The organism is Bradyrhizobium sp. USDA 3262 (assembly GCF_054060035.1).
Genome location: NZ_JBSSCT010000001.1, coordinates 5,226,128 through 5,246,412 on the forward strand (window position 1 = coordinate 5,226,128; position 20,285 = coordinate 5,246,412).

A 20,285-nucleotide genomic window follows, 5' to 3' on the forward strand; every position below is an offset into this window, starting at 1 on the left:
GTCGGGCTTGCATCACCATGATCGCGCGCATCTGTCTCCTTTTCGCTTTGTTGCTACTGACGCCGTTGAGCTTCGCTGCAGCCGATACATCGGCTTCAACGACTGCGGACCCGCACCGGGTCTGGATCGATCCGGGCTGGCGGCGGACGATCAGCCGCTATGCGATTACTTTCGACGAGCAGGGCCTGAGCACGACTATCTTCGATTTCGAAGCCCAAGCGCTCGATGAGAAGGGGGCCGAGGCGCTCGCTCGACGAATCTTCCGCTACAACAGCTATTTCTACGACTTGTCATCCAGCGAGCTCGCTACGTTGAAAGCCGACGGCCGGGTCATTGCGGTCGACGAACGCGCAATCCGAGACCAGCCGGACTCGACGGATGGCTCTTCTCCCTATTTTGACGAGCAGCGGCAGCGGTTGGTTGCTTATCCGGACGTCGCTCCCGGCGACAAGGTCAAGGGGCGGTTGATCTACAAGGCGAAGAGAGCCGTGTTTCCCGGCGAATTTGCGGGCTACTGGAGTCAGATGGCGGATCAACCTCGCGAGGTAATGGAGCTCACGCTCGATGCGCCCGCGTCGAAGCCGTTGCATGTCGGGTTGCGCAATGTCGAACATGAAGAGGAGAGGCGAGGCGACCGGATCGTCCATCATGTTCTCTTCAGGCAAGAAACGCCGAGGCCGCGCGAGATGGACGCGGGGACATTCGACGATGCCCGGCGGTTCGAGGTCAGCACCTTCGCGGACTATGCAACTTTTGCGGCGGTGTTGAACGCCCGTAACGCGCCGATGGCGCAGCCTGACGAGAGTTTGGAAAAGCTCTCTGCCGAGATCGTCGGCGACGCCTCGGACGCCCGAAGCAAAGTTGAACGAATTCACAACTGGGTCGCGCGGAATATCCGGTACGTTGAGATCGGGCTCGAGGATGGTGGTTTGACGTCGCAACCCGCATCCGCAGTCCTCGCGGCGCGCTACGGTGACTGCAAGGCGCATGCGACGATCCTCAAGGCGTTGCTCGCGGTTCAGGGGATCGAAGCCAACCTTGTCGTGGTGAATGCCGGCCTGCAGTACACGCTGACGCAGGTCGCGACGCAGAATTTCGACCACGCGATTGTCTATGTTCCGGCAATCGACCGCTATCTCGACCCGACCTCGTCGCTGGTGGCGTTCGATTCCCTGCCGCCGAACCTCGGCGGCAAACCCGCGCTCAACATCGACAAGGGGACGATCGGCCGTATCCCGGTGACGGCACCGCAGCGCTTCGTGTTGGCTGCGGATACGGAATACACGCTGCACAGCGATGGTACACGTCAGGCGCGCTCGGTGTTGTCCGGCAATGGACTGGGAGCAAGTGTTGGACGATCCGTCGCACTCGGCCTTGACGCGGGGGACCGTCAGAACGGCGCCAGGAAGCTGATCGAGCAGGCGGGGCTGAGCGGTACGGGCGACTACAGCTTCCCGAATCCGCGCGACCTGTCCGGCAGCTATGCGATAACCGCGAACTTCCAGATCACCAAGCCCGTCGGCCTCAATCATCTCGAGCGGATCAGGATGCTGCCCCTGACTGACCCGCGCCCCTCGCTGCTGCTGCTCGCCACCAGCGGGCCAACCGACCGGGCCTTTCCGTGCCGCTCGCTGGAATATCGGGAGACCAGTTCGCTCACCGTACCTGAGGGAACCAACTTCTACGAAAAGCCAGCGCCGGTCATCTATAGCAAGAGTTTCAGCGGCAGCACGGCATACGGCGCCGCGACGGGGCGCATCGAGGTCAACGCGACCGCCACGCTAAACGGCCGCACGATTCGCTCCAGCGCGTTGGTGCGGTTCACCGTCGACGCTGCGGTCTGTCCGGCGGAATTTGCTGCGGCGATCAAGGCTGGCTTGGACAAGTTCGCGGAGTTCAAATACGGGCCGATCGGATTGACGCCGAAACCGGTGCCGCTCGTTACGGAAATCAGCGCCGAGTTTACCGATGGCGTGAACGCGTATCAGGCGCAAAACTACGCGCGCGCGATGGCTCTGCTCCGACCGCATGCCGAGCATGGCAACGCCAAAGCTCAATCCTATGTGGGGTACATGTACGAAAGCGGCTACAGCGTCGAGCGCAACTACGCCGAAGCGATCCGTTGGTTTCTGATGGCCGCCGAGCAGGGCGATTCCTACAGCCAGGGGAAGCTAGGCTACGCATTTGAGTACGGGCTTGGCACCGCGCGTGACGAGAAGGTCGCAGCCCAATGGTACGCCAAGGCAGCCGAACAGGGCGATGTCTTCGGTCAGACCCACCTCGCGCGCCTCTATCGGGATGGCGCCGGTCTCGCCCAGGACTATCAGCAAGCTGCGACCTGGTTTTCGAAGGCTGCCGATCAGGGCTCGGCTTGGGCGCAGGGGAATCTCGCATTGCTTTACATCAAGGGCCACGGCTTGCCGCTCGACCTGTCCCGGGGCATCGCGCTGCTTCGGGTTGCCGCCGATCAGAACGACAGTGAGGCCCAGTACAATCTGGGATATGCCTATGAGAGCGGCACGGGTGTTCCGAAGGACATCCAGGAAGCCGCCAAGTGGTACAGCAGGGCGTCCGATCGCGGTAATGCGCTCGCCCGCACGCGCCTCGAGGGATTGCTGGGAGGCGGCGGAATTTTGGGCCACCTGCGCCAACTCTTCGGTGGTCTTTGAGCTCCTGATCTGCCCGACGACCGTGCGCCAGCGCATCCGACCCATCGCCGCGAGAGCCGTTGCCGGCCGTCGGCCTCGGAATAAGGCCGCGGCGCAGGGGTTAGCCCGGACGATGGCCAAGTCGCGCAACCGTCATCGCGCGGGCATCGAAAGGCTGATACATCCTCGCCTACCAACTGCGAATTTATTGGGCGCCGCTTCACTGGGAGGACAACACATGGAATTGACACGACGTCATGCTCTTGCCGGCGCTGCCGGCATCGCCGCCGCACCGTTGCTATCAGCCGTTCCTGCGGCCGCTGTGGCGCCGCTCGCCGACAAGCAGGCGCCGAGCTTCTATCGCTACAAGGTCGGCGACATCCTCGTCACCGTGGTGTCCGACGGCAAGAATGTCTTCAAGCTGGAAGATTCATTCATCCCGAACGCGAAACGCGACGATGTGAATGCGGCGCTGGAGAAGGCGTTCATGCCGCGCGATCAGATGACGATCTGGTTCGCGCCGCTGGTGCTCAACACCGGCGGCAAGCTGGTGGTGATCGACACCGGCAATGGCGCGCTGGCGAAGGCCAGCACGAAGGGCGCCAATGGCCTGTTCGCCGACAATTTCGTCGCCGCTGGCTTCGATCCCAAGAATGTCGACATGGTCGTGATCTCGCACTTCCACGGCGACCACGTGAACGGCCTCTTGACCGCCGAAGGCACGCCGGCATTCCCGAATGCCGAGGTGCTGGTGCCGGCGACCGAGTGGAAGTTCTGGATGGACGACGGCGAGATGAGCCGGGCGCCGGCCGGCCGCATGCAGGGCCTGTTCAAGAACAACCGCAATATCTTCGAGGCCGGCCTGAAGAAGAAGGTCACGCCCTACGAGTGGGGCAAGGAGATCGCGCCGGGCCTGACCTCGGTTGAGACCGTCGGCCACACGCCGGGTCATACCTCCTACGTGCTGGCCTCCGGCTCGGACAAGGTCTTCATCCAGTCCGACGTCACCAACAATCCGAACCTGTTCGCGACCAACCCCGGCTGGCATGCGTTCTTCGACCAGGACGGCGACGTGGCGGAGAAGACCCGCCGTCGCATCTACGACATGGTGGTTGCCGAGCGGCTCCAGGTGCAGGGCTTCCACTATCCGTTCCCGGGCCTCGGCCATGTGGTGAAGGACGGCGGCGGCTATCGCGTCGTGCCGGCACCGTGGAATCCGGCGATCTAGGTTCGTCATTCCGGGGCGATGCGTAGCATCGAACCCGGAATCTCGCGCCGCAATCTCTGGATTCCCCGATGCGCAATTGCGCATCTGAGGTTCGCGCGCAGGGCGCGCGCCCCGGAATGACAAGCAACATCTTGACGTCAAGCGGGCGCGGCCTTATAGCCGCGCCCATGATCAACGCCGCGACCATCATCATTGCCCGCCGCCGCCGCATTATCGCGGTATGGGCGGTCGCTCGCGTTTAAGACCATCGCCTCTGCCGCCGGACCTGATCCCGCGGCGCTCTCCTGAAAAAGACACGCGGTTCGATCTGGCGGCTCCTTCGTCATGCAGGAGCATCAGTCATGTATACGCCACCGCCCTTCAAGCCTGACCGCGCCGCGAGCCTTGCCTTCGCGGAAGCGCGCGGTTTCGGCATCGCCTGCGCGTGGGACGGCGGCAAGCCGATCGCCTCCGCGCTGCCGTTCTACTTGACTTACGCCGCCGACGGCACGCCGCGGGCGCTGTTTCATGTTGCCCGTCACAATCGGCTGATAAAGCTGGCGGGTGGCACGTCCTGGCTGCTGGCCGTTACCGGCGCCGACGCCTATGTTTCGCCGGACTGGTACGTGTCACCCGATCAGGTGCCGACCTGGCTCTATCAGGCGGTGCATCTGACCGGGCCGGTGCGGACGTTGTCGGATGACGAACTTGCCGTTCAGATCGACGCACTGAGCGCCAAGTTCGAGGACCGGCTGCTGCCGAAAAAGCCGTGGGTGTCGGGCAAGATGACCGCCGCGAGGCTGGAAACCATGAAGAAGGCCATCGTGGGCCTCGAGATGATGGTGGAAGAGGTGGAGGGCAGCTTCAAGCTGAACCAGCACAAGTCTGAAACCGATTTCGCAGCGGTCGGCAACACGCTCGCTTTGCAGGCCGAAGCCGGTGCCCGGGACATCGCGGCCTTGATGCGCGAGGTGCGCCCGCAGGCTTTCGCGATGATACAGACCGAGATGACTACGCTTCCGAGGAGCGAGCAATGACGAAGAAGAAAATCGGAATTTTGGGCGCGTCCGGCTACACCGGCGCCGATGCGGTGCGCCTGTTGGCGCGGCACCCGAATGCCGAAATCACCGCGCTTACCGCTAACACCCATGCCGGCAAGACGATGAGCGAGGTGTTTCCTCACTTCTTCATGCTCGACCTGCCAAAACTCGTGGAATGGGAAAAGGTCGACTGGACGCGGCTCGATGCCGTGTTCTGCGGACTGCCGCACGGGACGACGCAAGAGATCATCGCCGCGGTGCTGAAAGCCAATCCCAGAATCAAGATCCTCGATATGTCCGCGGATTTCCGGCTGCGCAACAAAGACAGCTATGCGCAATGGTACGGCCATGAGCACCGGGCGCTCGAATTGCAGGACGAGGCGGTCTATGGGCTGACCGAACTCTACCGGGAGGAGGTTAGGGCCGCGCGGCTGGTAGCCTGTCCCGGCTGCTATCCGACGGCGGTGCTGCTGGCGCTTGTTCCGCTGGCGAAGGCAAAGCTGATTGACGTCGACGACATCATCATCGACGCAAAGTCGGGCGTCACCGGCGCCGGACGCGGACTGAAGCAGAACACGCTGTTCAGCGAGGCCGGCGAAGGGTTGTCGCCCTATTCGATCGGAAGCCATCGACACTCGGCGGAGATTGAGCAGGAGATTGGCGCGGCCGCTGGCTCGGCTGTGACGGTGAACTTCACCCCGCATCTCATTCCGATGGCGCGGGGTGAGTTCTGCACATCCTATGTCAAGCTCAACGGGGCTACGCCGGACGATTTGCGCGCCGAGCTGGAAAGGGCCTACGCCAACGAGCCGTTCGTATATGTGACGAAGAAGGGTGTGCTGCCACAGACGCAGAACGTGCGTGGTTCGAATTATGTTCAGATCGGCGTCGTCGCCGACCGGATCAAGAACCGAGCCATCGTGCTCTCGACGCTCGATAATCTTGTGAAGGGTTCGGCCGGACAGGCGATCCAGAACATGAACCTGATGTTCGGCTTGCCCGAAACCACCGGACTGGAGCAGATCGCGCTGTTTCCATGAGCGGGGGTTGTTGTCGCTGGCGAGGGGCGCTCAATCTAAGGATAACTGCCCATCCCCGTTGGCGGCGCAAGCGCGGCCAGATGTGCTAAACGAAACGAACGAGCTCGAAAGGAACGTGCCATGACCCTCACCGACACCAACCAACCGAAAACCAAAAGCGGTGCGACCAAGGCCACCGTGTTCGTCGATGGCGCGTCCGGCACGACCGGCCTCGGTATCCAGGAGCGGCTGCTCTCGATCGGCGACGTCGCGGTGAAGCACATCGCCGAGGACAAGCGGAAGGACGCCGGTGCCAAGCGCGCGCTGATGGAGGAGGTGGATCTCGTGATCCTCTGCCTGCCTGACGAGGCTGCCAAGGAGACCGTGGCGCTGATCGACACGATGGGCAATGCCGCGCCAAAGGTACTCGACGCCTCGACGGCCTATCGCGTTGCGCCCGACTGGGCCTATGGTTTCCCCGAGCTCGCGCCCGACCAGGCCGACAAGATCCGTCACGCGCAGAAGGTCTCCAATCCCGGCTGCTATCCGACCGGCGCGATCGCGCTGCTGCGGCCGATCGTCGATGCCGGCCTGCTGCCGGCGGATTATCCGGTCACCGTCAACGCGGTGAGCGGCTATTCGGGCGGCGGCAAGTCGATGATCGCCAGCTTCGAGGACGGCTCGGCGCCGGCCTTCGAGCTCTACGGCCTCGGCTTCGAGCACAAGCACGTCCCGGAGATGCAGCTCTACTCGCATCTGACGCGGCGGCCGATCTTCATCCCGTCGGTCGGCAACTACCGGCAGGGCATGCTGGTCTCGGTGCCGCTGCAACTCGACGCGCTGCCGGGCAAGCCTGATGGTGCCGATCTGCAGGCGGTTCTGGCGAAGTGGTACGCCGGCAGCAAATATGTCTCGGTGATGCCGCTGCAGAACGAGGCCGCCAAGGGCGGGCGGCTCGAGCCGGAGGCGCTCAACGAGACCAACCAGCTCGAGCTCTATGTCTTCGCCAGCGACAAGCACCACCAGGCGGTGCTGGTCGCGCGGCTCGACAATCTGGGCAAGGGCGCCTCGGGTGCCGCGGTCCAGAACATGCGGCTGATGCTCGGGCTGGCCGACAGCTGACGGCGAAGCGGATCGTGGACGACGCCACGCTGCAATTCTATCGGCGCAATGCCGAGGCCTATGCCGGGTGGGCGAAAGCCCCGTCCACCCGGCTGATCGGCTTTCTGAAGCTGCTGCCGCCGGGCGGCGCGATTCTCGAACTCGGCTGCGGCGCGGGCAATCATGCCGCGGTCATGCTCGCCGAAGGCTTTGTGCTGCGTGCGACCGACGGGTCGCCCGAGATGGCCGAGGTCGCGGCGCGCCGCATCAAACATCCCGTCGAGGCGATGCTGTTCGATGAGCTCGAGGACCGCGAAGCCTATGACGGCGTCTGGGCCAGCGCCTGCCTGCTGCACGTGCCGCGCGACGAATTGGCCGGCATCATCGGCCGCATCCATCGGGCGCTGAAACCCGGTGGCGTTTTCTACGCGAGCTACAAGATCGGCCATGGCGATGGCCGCGACAGCATCGGCCGTTACTACAATTATCCCGCGGCGGACTGGCTCGCCGCGACCTACGCCTCGTCAGGGGCGTGGACGCAAGTCTCGTCCGACACCAGCGAGATCAAGAGCTTTGACGAGGCGCCCGCGACGATGCTGCATATCGTGGTCCGCAAGGCTGCGGCTAGTTGATGCCGCGCCGGCGCGGCTGTCGCCGCAACCGGCGGGAATATTTGGATCAGAGGACCTTGAAGATCGCGAGCGCCAGCACCGCCTGGGCGAGGAAGCCGACTGTGAAGGCCAGGGTGCGGAACACCGGCAGGCCGAGCGTGTACACGATCAGGTGGGCGAGGCGGGCCCAGAAATAGACGGCGCAGGCGAGCACCGTCCATTTGGTGGAATAGTCGGCCGCGTTGAGGATCAACACCAGCGGCGCGAAGATCACGAGGTTCTCGACCGCGTTGTCATGGGCGAACATCAGCCGGTTGGCCCATTCCGCGTGCGGCTTGTCGTTGCGCGAGGGGTTGCCCAGGGCGCCGGAGAGGCCGCGCACCTGGCAGCGGTTGATGATGTAGGGAATCCACAGCAGCCCGGTCAGGATCACCGTCAGCGACAGCCAGAACAGTTCGCGCGTCATCGTCTCCCCCTCACGTGAATTCGATTCCCGACCGTCGGGACCGTCTGTTTATAGCTGAGCGGAAGACTTGGCGCTACGCGCGGACGCGGACATAGCTGCCCGGGGCGTCCTCGAGCACCTGCGTGCCGTTGGAGCCGACCATGCGCGCCGGGACCGTCTCCGGATCATGGCTTTCCAGCCAGCCGCGCCAGTCGGGCCACCACGAGCCCTTGTGCTCCTCGGCGGCCTTCAGCCAGTCGGCGAGCTTGATGTCCTTGATGTTGTCGTTGGTCCAGTACTGGTACTTGTTCGACGCGGGCGGATTGACCACGCCGGCGATATGGCCGGAGCCGGACAGCACATATCTCACCGGGCCGCCGAAGAACTGCGAACCGTAGAGCACCGATTCCGCCGGCGCGATGTGATCCTCGCGGGCGGCGAGGTTGTAGACCGGCACCTTCACCTTCGACAGATCGAGCAGCGTGTTGTCCAGCACCATGGTGCCGGTCGACAGCCGGTTCTCCAGATAGCAGTTGCGCAGGTAGTAGGAGTGGTTCGACGACGGCATCCGCGTCGCATCCGAATTCCAGTGCAGCAGGTCGAACGAGGAGGGCGTCTGGCCCTTCAGATAGTTGTTCACGACATACGACCAGATCAGGTCGTTCGAGCGCAGCATGTTGAAGGCCATCGCCATCTTGCTGCCCTCGAGCACGCCGGATTCCTGCATGTCGCGTTCGAGCGCCGAGATCTGGTCCTCGTCGACGAACACCAGGAGATCGCCGGCATGGGTGAAGTCGACCTGCGCGGCAAAGAACGTCGCCGACGTCACACGCTGGCGGCGCTTCTCGGCGAGATAGGCGAGCGTCGAGGCGAGCAGGGTGCCGCCGACGCAATAGCCGGCGGTGTGCACCTTCATCTCGCCGGTGACCTTCTCGATGACGTCCATCGCCGTCAGCGGGCCTTCGGTCATGTAGTCGGCCCAGGTCTTCTTGCCGAGCTCCTTGTCCGGATTGACCCAGGAGATCACGAACACCGTGATGCCCTGGTCGACGCACCATTTGATGTAGGATTTCTCGGGGCGCAGATCGAGGATGTAGAACTTGTTGATCCAGGGCGGCACGATCAGCAGCGGCGTGCGCAGCACGTTCTCGGTCGCCGGCGAATACTGGATCAGCTGCATCAGCTCGTTCTGGAAGATCACCTTGCCCGGCGTCGTCGCCATGTTGACGCCGACTTCGAGATTGCTCGAGTCGGACTGGCGGATCCGCAGCGTGCCGTGGCCGGCCTCGATATCCTCGGCCAGCATCTTCATGCCGCGCACCAGATTGTCGCCATTGGTTTCGACGGTGGCGCGCAGCACCTCCGGATTGGTCAGCACGAAGTTCGACGGCGCCAGCGCGTTGGTGATCTGCTGGACGTAGAATTCGGCCTTCTTGCGCGTGTGCGGATCGATCCCGTCGGCGTCTTGGACCAGCTGCTGCGCCCATTTCGAGGTCAGCAGATAGAGTTGCAGGATGAAATCGAAGAACTGGTTCGACTTCCATTCCGGGTCCTGGAAGCGCTTGTCGCGCGGGGCCGGGGCGATCGCCGGCCTGGCATCGGCCTCGCCGGCCATGCGACGCACCGCCGAGCCCCAGAGATCGAGATAGTCCTTGCCGAGCTGCATCTGCAGCGACGAGGCGCGCTCCTTGTCGGACAGCCAGTATTCGGCGATCACGCTGAAGGTCTTGATCACCTCACCGAGCTCATTCGGCGGCTTGTCGCGGACTTCTCCCGACTGGCGCGGCTTGAGATAGGCTGCCAGCGCCTGGCCGCTGCTCTCCATGGCCCGCGCGATGTTCATGGCGAAGGCTTCGGCGTTGAATTTCGGGGTGGTCTGGGTGTCGGTGCTAACGTTGCTCATCTGAGGTACAATATCGCGTCGTTTGGAGGGCGTCATCGCGCGGTGCGGCAACGCAAATCAGTCAAAATCCAGCATTTCGCTCTGTTGCGGTGCGAGAAAAAATCTTTGTTCCGTCATATTGAAGCCTCAGGGATCGCTTTTGGTGTTCCCGCTTTAAGCGTTTCGGGCGACAATGGTTTGAAACGCTAAAGTCGGAATTAACGCAGCGGGGACGCTGCAAGGCTCGTACCAGTGCGACCCGTGTCGGCAACGTGCGACGTGCGCGCTAGCTTGTTGGGGACAATTCGGCGCATGCCGATCGATCGAATGAACAGGGGGCTCGCGGCCGCAGTGCTGCTCGCGTCATTGGTGGCGCTGAGCGGGTGCTCGAGCACGATCGCCGATATGACAATGCCGGCCGATGCGCCGGCGCGGGAGAAGGACGCCGGCGGCTACCTGCCGGTCCATGATCTTCCGCCCGACCGCGCCGATCCGACGATCAAGCCGGCGGACCAGGCCAAGATCGAACAGGAGCTGATTGCCGCGCGCGCGCGCCAGGCCTCGACGGCCGCCCAAAGCGGCAAGTAGCGCCCGACAAACGGCCGATCAGCGCTGGCGCCGCCCGGTGTCCGTGCTAAAAGAAACCCAGTTCAACCGCAGATCCGGCCGCAGCCCCCAGATCGTGCGCCTGAATTCGCTCTAAGTCATTGATTCAGTGCGATTTCTGTCAGAGGCCGAGCCGGCTTCCGCAAACTGGACCAAGGGGGTCGATTCTGGCATCGCGGTTGTCGGAGCAAGGGTCCCATGGAAGATTTTTACCGCATTCGCCGTCTGCCGCCTTACGTCTTTGAGAAGGTCAACCAGGCCAAGGCGGCCGCGCGCAACGCCGGGGCCGACATCATCGACATGGGCATGGGGAACCCGGACCTGCCGACCCCGCCGCATGTGATCGAGAAGCTCAAGGAGACGCTGGGCAAGCCGCGGACCGACCGCTACTCGGCTTCGCGCGGCATCAACGGCCTGCGCAAGGCCCAGGCCGCCTATTATGCGCGCCGCTTTGGCGTCAAGCTCAACCCCGACACCCAGGTGGTTGCGACGCTCGGCTCGAAGGAGGGGTTTGCCAACGTCGCACAGGCGATCACGGCGCCCGGCGACGTCGTGCTGTGCCCCAATCCGAGCTACCCGATCCATGCGTTCGGCTTCCTGATGGCGGGCGGCGTGATCCGCTCGGTGCCCTCGGAGCCGACGCCGCAGTTCTTCGAGGCGGTCGAGCGGGCGATCATCCATTCGATCCCGAAGCCGATCGCGCTGATCGTCTGCTATCCGTCGAACCCGACCGCCTATGTCGCGGACCTCGACTTCTACAAGGACCTCGTCGCGTTCGCGAAGAAGCACGACATCTTCATCCTGTCCGATCTCGCCTACGCCGAAGTTTATTTCGACGAGAGCAATCCGCCGCCATCGGTGCTGCAGGTGCCCGGCGCGATCGACGTCACCGTCGAGTTCACCTCGATGTCGAAGACGTTCTCGATGGCCGGCTGGCGCATGGGCTTTGCGGTCGGCAATGAGCGGATCATCGCGGCGCTGGCGCGCGTCAAATCCTATCTCGATTACGGTGCGTTCACGCCGGTCCAGGTGGCGGCGACCGCGGCGCTGAACGGTCCCGACGACTGCATCCGCGAGATGCGCGACACCTACCGCAAGCGCCGCGATGCGCTGGTCGAGTCATTTGGCCGCGCCGGCTGGGACATTCCGCCGCCGCAGGCCTCGATGTTTGCCTGGGCGCCGCTGCCCAAGGCGTTCGAGGCGGTCGGCAGCATGCAGTTCGCGACCCTGATGGTGGAGAAATCCGGCGTCGTGGTGTCGCCCGGCGTGGCGTTCGGCGAGCATGGCGAGGGCTATGTCCGCATCGCGATGGTGGAGAACGAGCAGCGCATCCGGCAGGCCGCGCGCGGCGTGCGCCGCTTCCTTGAAAGCGGCATCGAAACGTTGCACAACGTCGTTCCTCTCGCCAACCGACGCTAATCCTTCCAGGTCGCTTAATCTCCAGGTCCCTTAAATCCATGGTCGCACCCCTGAACGTGGGCATAGCGGGGCTCGGCACCGTCGGTGCCGATGTCGTCCGCCTCATCGAAACGCAAGGACGGGCGCTGGCCGAGCGCAGCGGCCGCGGCGTTCGCGTCGTCGCGGTCACGGCGCGCTCGAAAGCCAAGAAGCGCGGCCTCGACCTGCGCGGCATCGCCTGGGCGAAGAGCCCCGAGGCGCTCGCCGAAGATCCCAATATCGACTGCTTCGTCGAATTGATGGGCGGCGCCGGCGATCCCGCGCTGTCCGCGATCGAGACCGCGCTGAAGGCCGGCAAGTCGGTCGTCACCGCCAACAAGGCGCTGATCGCCAAGCATGGACTGCGTCTCGCCGCGGCCGCCGAGAAGCACGGCGGCGCGCTGAATTTCGAGGCGGCGGTCGGTGCGGCGATCCCGGTCATCAAGACGCTGCGCGAGGGCCTCGCCGGCACCAGCGTCAACCGCGTCTATGGCATCCTCAACGGCACCTGCAATTACATCCTGACCCGGATGGAGCAGGAGGGCCTGTCGTTCGAGGAGTGCCTGAAGGACGCCCAGCGTCTCGGCTATGCCGAAGCCAACCCGTCGTTCGACGTCGATGGTCACGACACCGCGCAGAAGCTCGCAATCCTGGCGAGCCTCGCTTTCGGAACCAAGGTCGCGGAAAGCGCGGTCTATGTCGAAGGCATCTCCTCGATCACGCCGGAAGACCTCAAGGCCGCCGCGGAACTCGGTTACCGCGTCAAGCTGCTCGGTGTCGCGGTGCGCACGGCAAAGGGCATTGAGCAGCGCGTGCACCCGACCATGGTGCCGAAATCATCCTCGATTGCGCAGGTGATGGGCGTCACCAATGCGGTCGCGATCGACGGCGAGGGGATTCCGCCGATTACGCTGGTGGGACCCGGTGCCGGCGGCGGCGCGACGGCTTCGGCCGTGGTCGCCGACATCGCCGATGTGGCCCGCGGCATCCGCGCCAAGCCGTTCGGCCGCCCGGTCGAGCGGTTGCGCGACACCTCCAAGGCGCCGATGGAACGCCATGAGGGTGGTTATTATATCCGCCTGATGGCGCGCGATCTTGCAGGCACTGCCGCAACAATCGCCACCCGCCTGGCGGAACAGAAGATATCTCTGGAATCCATCGTGCAACGGCACCCCGATGGCGTCGATGTGAACGGTGCGGCCAAAAAACCTTCACCGGTCCCGGTCATTCTGATTACCTATGCGACCAGCGAGGATGCCGTGCATCGTGCGCTGGCCGCAGTGCAGCGCGATAAGGTCATCAGCGGCCGGCCGCAGGTGATCCGGATCGAGAAAAACTAGCGCATGGCCTGAACGGGTCGGGCGTGAGACGATTGATGCGGGCAGGCTGGCCTGTCCCCGAGGCTTAAGGAGTACGCCGATGTCGACCCATATTTCCGTTCCGCCGCAGATGCTGCTCGAGCGCATCCTGACGCTCGAAATCGTGCGCGTGACGGAGCGCGCGGCGGTGTCGGCCGCGCGGCTGCGCGGCCACGGCCAGGAGAAGGCCGCCGACAAGGCCGCGGTCGACGCGATGCGGCGCGAGCTCAACAAGCTGCCGATCGAGGGAACGGTCGTGATCGGCGAGGGCGAGCGCGACGAGGCGCCGATGCTGTTCATCGGCGAGAAGGTCGGCCTCAATGCCGGCCCCAAGGTCGACATTGCCGTCGACCCGCTCGAAGGCACCACGCTGTGCGCCAAGAACATGCCGGGCTCGATTGCCACCATGGCGATGGCCGATGGCGGCACGCTGCTGCACGCGCCCGACGTCTACATGCAGAAGATCGCGATCGGTCCGGGTTACGCCAAGAACGTGATCGAGCTCGACGCGCCGCCGGCCGACAATGTCCGCCGGCTCGCCAAGGCCAAGGGCGTCGCCCCCAGCGCGATCAACGTGCTGGTGCTCGACCGTCCGCGCCATGCCGACATCATCAACAGCGTGCGTTCCACGGGCGCTGCCGTGCAGCTGATCACCGATGGCGACGTCGCCGGCGTCATTCACTGTGCCAAACCCGATGAGACCGGCGTCGACATGTATATCGGCACCGGCGGCGCGCCCGAGGGCGTGCTCGCGGCGGTGGCGCTGCGCTGCATCGGCGGCCAGATGCAGTGCCGCTTGATCCTCGACACCGAGGAAAAGCGCGAGCGCGCCCACAAGATGGGCGTCACCGATCCGAAGATGATCTACGGCATCGAGGACATGGCCAAGGGCGACTGCCTGTTCGCCGCCACCGGCGTCACCACCGGCTCGCTGCTGACCGGCGTGAAGTTCAAGAAGGACGTGATCGAGACCGAGACGGTCGTGATGCGCTCGGTCACCGGCACCGTGCGCTACATCAAGGCCGAGCATCGGCAGCTCGAGAAATTCCACCTGGACTAATATCCGCTGTCATTCCGGGGCGTCCGAAGGACGAACCCGGAATCTCGAGGTTCCGGGTTCGATGCTTCGCATCGCCCCGGAACGACAGCGTAAACAACAACAAGAAAAGGGAGACGCGCATGTCCGATCTGTCCGGTGTCAAGGCGCTGGTATTCGACGTGTTCGGGACCGTGGTCGACTGGCGCTCCAGCCTGATTAACGACTTCACCAGATGGGGCGAGACGCGCGGTATCAAGGCCGATTGGACCGCGCTGGTCGATGGCTGGCGCGCAGTCTATGCGGCCTCGATGGACGAGGTGCGCAAGAACCCGCAGAACGGCTACGTCATCCTGGACGTATTGCACCGCCGCTCGCTGGAAAAACTCGTCGCGCAGTTCGACGTCAAGGGCCTGACCGAGGCCGACCTGCAGCATCTGACGCTGGGCTGGCATCGCCTGCACGCCTGGCCCGACAGCGTCGCCGGTCTGACCCGGCTGAAGACCAAATACATCATCTCGCCGCTCTCCAACGGCAATGTCGCGCTGCTCACCAATATGGCGAAGTTCGCAGGCCTGCCCTGGGACCTCGTGATGTCGGCCGAACTGTTCGAGCACTACAAGCCAGATCCGGAAACCTATCTCGGCGCCGCGAAGCTGCTCTGCCTGCCGCCGGAGCAGGTGATGATGGTCGCCGCGCACAATTACGACCTGAAGCACGCGCAGAAGCTCGGCCTGAAGACCGCCTTCGTGGCGCGCCCGACCGAATACGGCCCGCTGCAGAAGGTCGATTTCGAGGCCACCGGCGAGTGGGACATCGTGGGCAAGGATTTCGGGGAAATCGCCGGCCGGATGGGCTGCTAGAACTGGTCCACAAATCATCGAAGCGTTACGATTCCTGCCTGATTGGGAAAGGATCATGACGCTGCACGCATCCGCACTACCCGTCGAGGCGCCACAGGCGTTCCTCGGCGTGACGCGGTCGCTGACCGGGAAACTCTGGCGCGACCGGCTGGATGCGCGCGGGGCGGCGCGGGCGCTCGCGATCGTGCAGCGTCACAACCTGCCGGAAATGCTGGCGCGGGTGCTGGCGGGGCGCGATGTCGGGATCGACGAGGTCGCCGACTTCCTCGATCCGACCATCCGCAAGCTGATGCCGGATCCTCATACGGTCACCGAGATGGAGCACGCGGCCAGGCGCATTGCGGATGCCGCTGATCGCGGCGAGAAGGTTGCGATCTTCGGCGACTATGACGTCGACGGCGCGACCTCGGCCGCGCTCTTGACCTGGCATCTCCGCCATTGCGGGCTGGACCCGCTGATCCACATTCCCGACCGCATCTTCGAAGGCTACGGGCCGAACGTCGACGCCGTGCGCGCGCTGGCGGCAAAGGGCGCGACGCTGCTCGTCACGGTCGATTGCGGCACCACCAGCATCGAGCCGCTGGCGGAAGCCAGGAAGCTCGGGATGTCGGTCGTCGTGATCGATCATCACCAGACCGGCGATGTGTTGCCCGAGGTCGACGCACTGGTGAATCCCAACCGGCCCGACGATCTCTCGGGGCTCGGCCATCTCGCAGCGGTCGGCCTCGTGCTGGTGACCCTGGTTGCCGTAAATCGCGAACTGCGCCATCGCGGCTTCTGGACCGGCGAGATGCCGGAGCCGGACCTGCTTAGCGTGCTGCATCACGTCGCGCTCGGTACCGTGGCCGATGTCGCGCCGCTGATCGGGCTGAACCGGGCCTTTGTCGCCAAGGGCCTGATCGCGATGCGCCGCCGCGACCATGTCGGCCACACCGCGCTGATGGATGTCGCGCGCCTCAACGGCCCGCCGGAGGCCTGGCATCTCGGCTTCATGCTGGGGCCGCGCATCAATGCCGGCGGTCGTATCGGGCGCGCCGATCTCGGCGTGCGGTTGTTGCTCGAAGGCGACGTCTCCGAAGCTGCGCGGATCGCGGCCGAGCTCGATCGCCTCAATGCCGAACGGCGCGTCATCGAGCAGGCGGCCGAGGCACAGGCCGAAGCCGAGGCGCTGGCTTCGCTCGGGCTCGAGGACAAGGGCGCTGTCATCGTCACCGCGGCGGAAGGCTGGCATCCCGGCGTGGTCGGGCTGGTCGCGGCGCGGCTGAAGGAGAAGTTCGCGCGTCCCGCGTTTGCGATCGCGCTGGAGCCCGGCGGCATCGGCACCGGATCGGGCCGCTCGATCGGCGGCGTCGATCTCGGCAAGGCGGTGCGGCAGGCGGTGCATGACGGCCTCCTGATGAAGGGCGGCGGGCACGCGATGGCGGCCGGCGTCACGTTGCGCAAGGAGAAGCTGGCCGAATTCCGCGCCTACATGGAGAGCGCGCTGGCGGCCGACGTCGCCAATTCGCGCCACGAGAACGAGCTGTTCATCGACGGCGCCGTGACCGCGCGCGCGGTGACGCCGGAGTTCGCCGCGACGCTCAATCGCGCGGGCCCGTTCGGCAGCGCCAATCCGGAACCGGTGATCGCGCTCCCGTCGCATCAGCTGGTCTATGCCGACGAGGTCGGGCAGGCGCATTTGCGGCTGCGCTTCAAGTCAGGCGACGGCTCGATCGTCAACGGTATCGCGTTCCGTTCCGTCGGACAGAAGCTCGGCAGCGCCTTGACGCAAAATCGCGGCCAGCAATTGCACGTGGCGGGCTCTCTTGCGGTCGACCGTTGGCAAGGCACCGAACGTGTGCAATTCCGTGTCCTCGACGTCGCGGTGCCGGATCAGGGCCCGACGGTGATCCGATAAGAAACGTTGGGAGAGGACATGTCAGGACAGGTTGAAGGCAAGGTCGCACTGGTGACCGGCGGCGCATCAGGCATTGGCGAGGCCATCGTTGAATTGCTCGCGCAGGAAGGCGCGACCGTTGTTGCCACCGATATCGATGAGTTGAGGGGACCGGAGCTCGCAGCCCGTCTTACGAAGGCCGGCCGCAAGGTGAGCTTTCTGCCGCAGGACGTCACCAGCGAGGAGCGCTGGATCGAGGTTGTAGCTGATATCGGCAAGCGCTATGGCCGCCTGGACATCATGGTCTCGAATGCCGGTATCGGCATCGGGGCGCCTTCGATTGTCGAGATGTCGCTCGCCGACTGGCGCCGCCAGACCGCCATCAATATCGACGGCGTATTTCTGTCGGTGAAGCACTCGCTGCCGCTGATGCGTAAAACTGGCGGCGGCTCCATCATCATGATGTCGTCGCTGGCCGGCCTGCGCGGTGCGGCGACCCTTTCCGGCTACAGCGCCACCAAGGGCGCGGTCCGCCTGTTTGCCAAGTCGATCGCAATGGAATGCGCCCAGCTTGGCGACGGCATCCGCGTCAACTCGGTGCATCCCGGCATCATCGACACGCCGATCTGGGGCAAGATCCCGACTGGCGCGACCGGCGCCGGCCAGAACGCGCCGATCGATCCGGAGGAGCGCGCGAGGTTCGCCACACCGCTGGGCCGCGCCGGCCAGGCCATCGAGATTGCCCAGGGCGTGCTCTATCTCGCTTCGGACGCCTCGCGCTACGTCACCGGCAGCGAGCTCGTGATCGACGGCGGCATGAACGCCGGCGGCGTCGTGCGGCAGCCTGCGAGCGGCTAGCCGCGAATTGTCGTAGCCCGCATGAGCGGAGCGATATGCGGGAAATGCGTCCCCGGGTATCGCTTTCGCTCACCCGGGCTACGCAGCTGCGAGGAGTTGAGCGGCGCATTTGCATCCCAACCGCCGTCGTCCCTGCGAAAGCAGGGACCCATACTCCGCGGCCGATGTTGTGAACGGGACTTGTTCATTCCAGCGGTGTGCAACAATCATCATCTGTGGTTATGGGTCCCTGCTCCCGTGCGCAATTGCGCACTAGGCAGGGACGACACGGAGTATGTGCTGCGAGCTACCCGCCTTGCCGTAACCGCGCCAGCACCTTGAGCCCGCCGTAACCATCGGCGGGCAACAGGCCCATCTTGATCTGAAAATCCTTGATCGCCTTCATGGTGTCGTTGCCGACGCGGCCGTCGGTGCCGCCAGTGTCGAAGCCGGCCTTGGTCAGCCGCGTCTGCATCTCCTGCACTTCGGCGAGTGTCAGCGCGCGCTCCGAGCCCGGGAAGGGCTGGATGAAGGGCGGCCCGCCGAGGCAGCGATCGCCGAGATGGCAGATCGCCAGCGCGTAGTTCATCGACGGGTTGTAGCTCTTCACCGAATTGAAGTTCGGACCGAGCAGGAAGGCCGGGCCGCCCGCGACCGGGATCCACAGTCGCGCTGATGCGTTCGGCTGCGGAAACGGCTGGCCGTCGGCGCGCGTCACGCCGGCGCTGGCCCAGGCCGCATAGGTGCGGCTGCTGCTGGTGTCGCCGCCGGGCGCGCGGACCTCGTAACCCCAGTGCTCGCCGCGGTGCCATTTGCCGCGATTGACGAGATATTTCGCGGTCGAGCCCAGCGCGTCGTCGGGCCGGCCGAACGGCGAGACCTTGCCGTCGCCATCATAGTCGAAGCCGACATTGAGCCAGACTTCCGGCATCCACTGCGAATGACCCATCGCGCCGGCCCAGGAGCCGTTCATCTCCTCAGGCGTGCTCCAGCCGCGCTGCACGATCTTCATCGCGTTGATCAGTTCGGTCTCCCAATAGGCCTTGCGGCGCGGCTCGTTCCAGGCGAGCGCCGCCAGCGAGGGAAACACCGGCGTCATGTGGTTCTGCTGCACCAGCGGATCGCCATAGGCGGACTCGACGCCCCACAGCGCGAGCAGCGTGCCGCGCTCGACACCGAAGTCGCGCTCGATCCGGCCGAACAGCGCCTCGTTCTTCTTCAGTGCCTCGCGGCCATGGATGATCCGCCAGTCGGAGACGCGGCGATTGATGTACTGCCAGATCTGCTCGTGGAATTCAGGCTGGTTGCGCATCTGCCTGAACACGCTCATGTCGGGCTCGATCCACCCCATGCAGCGATTCCAGGTCGCCTCCGAAATGCCTTTTGCCAGCGCGCGGGCGCGAAAATTGTCGCGCCACTGGTCGAAGCCCGGAGGGGCTGCCGCCAGCGCGCCGAGCGGATTGACGAGCACCACGCCTGCGGCGAGCCCCGCCTTCAGGACGGCGCGGCGGGCAAGGGATTTCGGAGAATCAGGCTGTTTCATCGGGCCAGTGTAGCGGCGCCGACCGGGTGAGCCAAAAGCCACGCCGCCGCAGGAGCCATTGTTTTGAGCATGACCTCCGCGCAAACGCGTTCCGCGTTTGTCGCGAGGGAAAACCGGTTCCCACTTTTCCGGGGCATGCTCTAGCTATCCTGCAAATCTATGGCGATTTTTGACAGCCACCGGCGCACCACCTGTTCCGACCTGGCGTCGAGACTGACGGCGAGCCGGCGTTCCTGGGCCTGGGCGATCTGCCGGCATTTCTCCAGCAGCGCGGTTCCATGGCCGGTCAGGGTCCATTGCAGCACGCGGCCGTGGACGGGGTGCGGCGTCTTGCGGATCGCGCCGTCGCGCTCGAGGTTGCGGATGATCACGCTCACGGTCTGCGGCGTCAGCAGCGCGACGCGAGCCAGATCGGCGCCCGAGAGCCCCGGATAGGCTTTCAGCATCGTCAGCACGACGAATTGCGGCGAGGTGACGCCGAGCCGTCCCAGTTGGCGTTCCATCGACAGCCGCGAGGCCGCGTGGGCCTGGCGCAGCAGATAGGCGAGATAGCCCTGCTCGCCGCGCTTGCCTTCGCCCGGCGCCGGAACGGAAGGGGCGAGCAGGACGTCGCCTGCGGTCGATCCTGTATTCGCTGCGGCCCTTCGGCCGAAGGCTTTGACCGGATGCCGCTCGGCGGTGCCGGATTTGCCTCGTTTCCGCATTGCCGCCATGTCGCCTGCCGTCGCCTTCGCCGATGTCCGCATCTTGCCGATGATATCAGAGCTCTGATAATA

The 20,285-nt window shown here is 64.7% G+C and carries 17 protein-coding genes; 13 read left to right on the plus strand and 4 right to left on the minus strand.

Annotated elements, in window-relative coordinates; translation table 11 throughout:
• Nucleotides 1-17 precede the first annotated feature (17 nt).
• From ACVWYP_RS24000 to ACVWYP_RS24025, 6 genes are all read left to right on the plus strand, one after another.
• A complete protein-coding gene (locus ACVWYP_RS24000) occupies nucleotides 18-2,669 on the plus strand; it encodes a DUF3857 domain-containing protein (protein WP_304500109.1) in 2,652 nt (883 codons plus the stop codon).
• A 217-nt stretch (nucleotides 2,670-2,886) separates the two neighbouring features.
• Nucleotides 2,887-3,876 (plus strand): MBL fold metallo-hydrolase, encoded by a 990-nt coding sequence (locus ACVWYP_RS24005; RefSeq protein ID WP_304500110.1) that lies wholly within the window; start codon nucleotides 2,887-2,889, stop codon nucleotides 3,874-3,876.
• 341 nt (nucleotides 3,877-4,217) lie between these two features.
• Nucleotides 4,218-4,892: an FMN-binding negative transcriptional regulator gene (locus tag ACVWYP_RS24010; RefSeq protein ID WP_304500111.1), complete on the plus strand. Its 675-nt coding sequence runs from the start codon at nucleotides 4,218-4,220 to the stop codon at nucleotides 4,890-4,892.
• Nucleotides 4,889-5,935, plus strand: coding sequence for an N-acetyl-gamma-glutamyl-phosphate reductase (argC, locus tag ACVWYP_RS24015; protein WP_304500112.1), 1,047 nt, complete (start codon nucleotides 4,889-4,891; stop codon nucleotides 5,933-5,935). The genes ACVWYP_RS24010 and argC (ACVWYP_RS24015) overlap by 4 nt, the downstream gene beginning before the upstream one ends.
• 120 nt (nucleotides 5,936-6,055) lie before the next feature.
• A complete protein-coding gene (gene argC / locus ACVWYP_RS24020; protein WP_304500113.1) occupies nucleotides 6,056-7,036 on the plus strand; it encodes an N-acetyl-gamma-glutamyl-phosphate reductase in 981 nt (326 codons plus the stop codon).
• 14 nt (nucleotides 7,037-7,050) lie between these two features.
• A complete protein-coding gene (locus tag ACVWYP_RS24025) occupies nucleotides 7,051-7,647 on the plus strand; it encodes a class I SAM-dependent methyltransferase (protein WP_304500114.1) in 597 nt (198 codons plus the stop codon).
• A gap of 46 nt (nucleotides 7,648-7,693) precedes the next feature.
• Here the strand turns inward: ACVWYP_RS24025 and ACVWYP_RS24030 are convergent, their stop codons facing one another.
• A complete protein-coding gene (locus ACVWYP_RS24030) occupies nucleotides 7,694-8,092 on the minus strand; it encodes an MAPEG family protein (RefSeq protein ID WP_304500116.1) in 399 nt (132 codons plus the stop codon).
• 73 nt (nucleotides 8,093-8,165) lie between these two features.
• Nucleotides 8,166-9,974, minus strand: coding sequence for a PHA/PHB synthase family protein (locus ACVWYP_RS24035; protein WP_304500117.1), 1,809 nt, complete (start codon nucleotides 9,972-9,974; stop codon nucleotides 8,166-8,168).
• A 291-nt stretch (nucleotides 9,975-10,265) separates the two neighbouring features.
• Here ACVWYP_RS24035 and ACVWYP_RS24040 point away from each other — a divergent pair, with 291 nt between their 5' ends.
• The 7 genes from ACVWYP_RS24040 (at nucleotide 10,266) to ACVWYP_RS24070 (ending at nucleotide 17,987) form a co-directional block, all read left to right on the plus strand.
• A complete protein-coding gene (locus tag ACVWYP_RS24040; RefSeq protein ID WP_016842954.1) occupies nucleotides 10,266-10,541 on the plus strand; it encodes a hypothetical protein in 276 nt (91 codons plus the stop codon).
• A gap of 216 nt (nucleotides 10,542-10,757) precedes the next feature.
• A complete protein-coding gene (locus ACVWYP_RS24045) occupies nucleotides 10,758-11,978 on the plus strand; it encodes an LL-diaminopimelate aminotransferase (protein WP_283061657.1) in 1,221 nt (406 codons plus the stop codon).
• A 38-nt stretch (nucleotides 11,979-12,016) separates the two neighbouring features.
• Complete coding sequence (locus tag ACVWYP_RS24050; RefSeq protein ID WP_304500118.1) at nucleotides 12,017-13,336, plus strand: homoserine dehydrogenase; 1,320 nt, start codon at nucleotides 12,017-12,019, stop codon at nucleotides 13,334-13,336.
• 79 nt (nucleotides 13,337-13,415) lie between these two features.
• Nucleotides 13,416-14,414 (plus strand): class II fructose-bisphosphatase, encoded by a 999-nt coding sequence (glpX, locus tag ACVWYP_RS24055; protein ID WP_304500119.1) that lies wholly within the window; start codon nucleotides 13,416-13,418, stop codon nucleotides 14,412-14,414.
• A 119-nt stretch (nucleotides 14,415-14,533) separates the two neighbouring features.
• Nucleotides 14,534-15,253: a haloacid dehalogenase type II gene (locus tag ACVWYP_RS24060; RefSeq protein ID WP_304500120.1), complete on the plus strand. Its 720-nt coding sequence runs from the start codon at nucleotides 14,534-14,536 to the stop codon at nucleotides 15,251-15,253.
• Nucleotides 15,254-15,308: 55 nt separating this feature from the next.
• Entirely contained in the window at nucleotides 15,309-17,150 is a 1,842-nt protein-coding gene (gene recJ, locus ACVWYP_RS24065; RefSeq protein ID WP_304500121.1) for a single-stranded-DNA-specific exonuclease RecJ, read from the plus strand.
• 18 nt (nucleotides 17,151-17,168) lie between these two features.
• Entirely contained in the window at nucleotides 17,169-17,987 is an 819-nt protein-coding gene (locus ACVWYP_RS24070) for a glucose 1-dehydrogenase (RefSeq protein WP_304500122.1), read from the plus strand.
• 286 nt (nucleotides 17,988-18,273) lie between these two features.
• Here ACVWYP_RS24070 and ACVWYP_RS24075 read toward each other — a convergent pair whose 3' ends face one another.
• A complete protein-coding gene (locus ACVWYP_RS24075) occupies nucleotides 18,274-19,509 on the minus strand; it encodes a lytic murein transglycosylase (RefSeq protein WP_304500123.1) in 1,236 nt (411 codons plus the stop codon).
• Between the two features lie 140 nt (nucleotides 19,510-19,649).
• Nucleotides 19,650-20,222 (minus strand): MarR family winged helix-turn-helix transcriptional regulator, encoded by a 573-nt coding sequence (locus ACVWYP_RS24080; RefSeq protein WP_304500295.1) that lies wholly within the window; start codon nucleotides 20,220-20,222, stop codon nucleotides 19,650-19,652.
• Nucleotides 20,223-20,285: the final 63 nt, after the last annotated feature.

Excerpts from the sequence above, each read along its gene's own strand:
- ACVWYP_RS24030 (WP_304500116.1), bottom strand. The coding sequence starts at position 8,092 with ATGACGCGCGAACTGTTCTGGCTGTCGCTGACGGTGATCCTGACCGGG.
- ACVWYP_RS24060 (WP_304500120.1), top strand. The coding sequence starts at position 14,534 with ATGTCCGATCTGTCCGGTGTCAAGGCGCTGGTATTCGACGTGTTCGGG.
- ACVWYP_RS24045 (WP_283061657.1), top strand. The coding sequence starts at position 10,758 with ATGGAAGATTTTTACCGCATTCGCCGTCTGCCGCCTTACGTCTTTGAG.
- argC (WP_304500112.1), top strand. The coding sequence starts at position 4,889 with ATGACGAAGAAGAAAATCGGAATTTTGGGCGCGTCCGGCTACACCGGC.
- ACVWYP_RS24010 (WP_304500111.1), top strand. The coding sequence starts at position 4,218 with ATGTATACGCCACCGCCCTTCAAGCCTGACCGCGCCGCGAGCCTTGCC.
- argC (WP_304500113.1), top strand. The coding sequence starts at position 6,056 with ATGACCCTCACCGACACCAACCAACCGAAAACCAAAAGCGGTGCGACC.
- recJ (WP_304500121.1), top strand. The coding sequence starts at position 15,309 with ATGACGCTGCACGCATCCGCACTACCCGTCGAGGCGCCACAGGCGTTC.
- ACVWYP_RS24005 (WP_304500110.1), top strand. The coding sequence starts at position 2,887 with ATGGAATTGACACGACGTCATGCTCTTGCCGGCGCTGCCGGCATCGCC.
- ACVWYP_RS24075 (WP_304500123.1), bottom strand. The coding sequence starts at position 19,509 with ATGAAACAGCCTGATTCTCCGAAATCCCTTGCCCGCCGCGCCGTCCTG.
- ACVWYP_RS24040 (WP_016842954.1), top strand. The coding sequence starts at position 10,266 with ATGCCGATCGATCGAATGAACAGGGGGCTCGCGGCCGCAGTGCTGCTC.
- ACVWYP_RS24070 (WP_304500122.1), top strand. The coding sequence starts at position 17,169 with ATGTCAGGACAGGTTGAAGGCAAGGTCGCACTGGTGACCGGCGGCGCA.
- ACVWYP_RS24050 (WP_304500118.1), top strand. The coding sequence starts at position 12,017 with ATGGTCGCACCCCTGAACGTGGGCATAGCGGGGCTCGGCACCGTCGGT.
- ACVWYP_RS24080 (WP_304500295.1), bottom strand. The coding sequence starts at position 20,222 with ATGGCGGCAATGCGGAAACGAGGCAAATCCGGCACCGCCGAGCGGCAT.
- ACVWYP_RS24000 (WP_304500109.1), top strand. The coding sequence starts at position 18 with ATGATCGCGCGCATCTGTCTCCTTTTCGCTTTGTTGCTACTGACGCCG.
- ACVWYP_RS24035 (WP_304500117.1), bottom strand. The coding sequence starts at position 9,974 with ATGAGCAACGTTAGCACCGACACCCAGACCACCCCGAAATTCAACGCC.
- glpX (WP_304500119.1), top strand. The coding sequence starts at position 13,416 with ATGTCGACCCATATTTCCGTTCCGCCGCAGATGCTGCTCGAGCGCATC.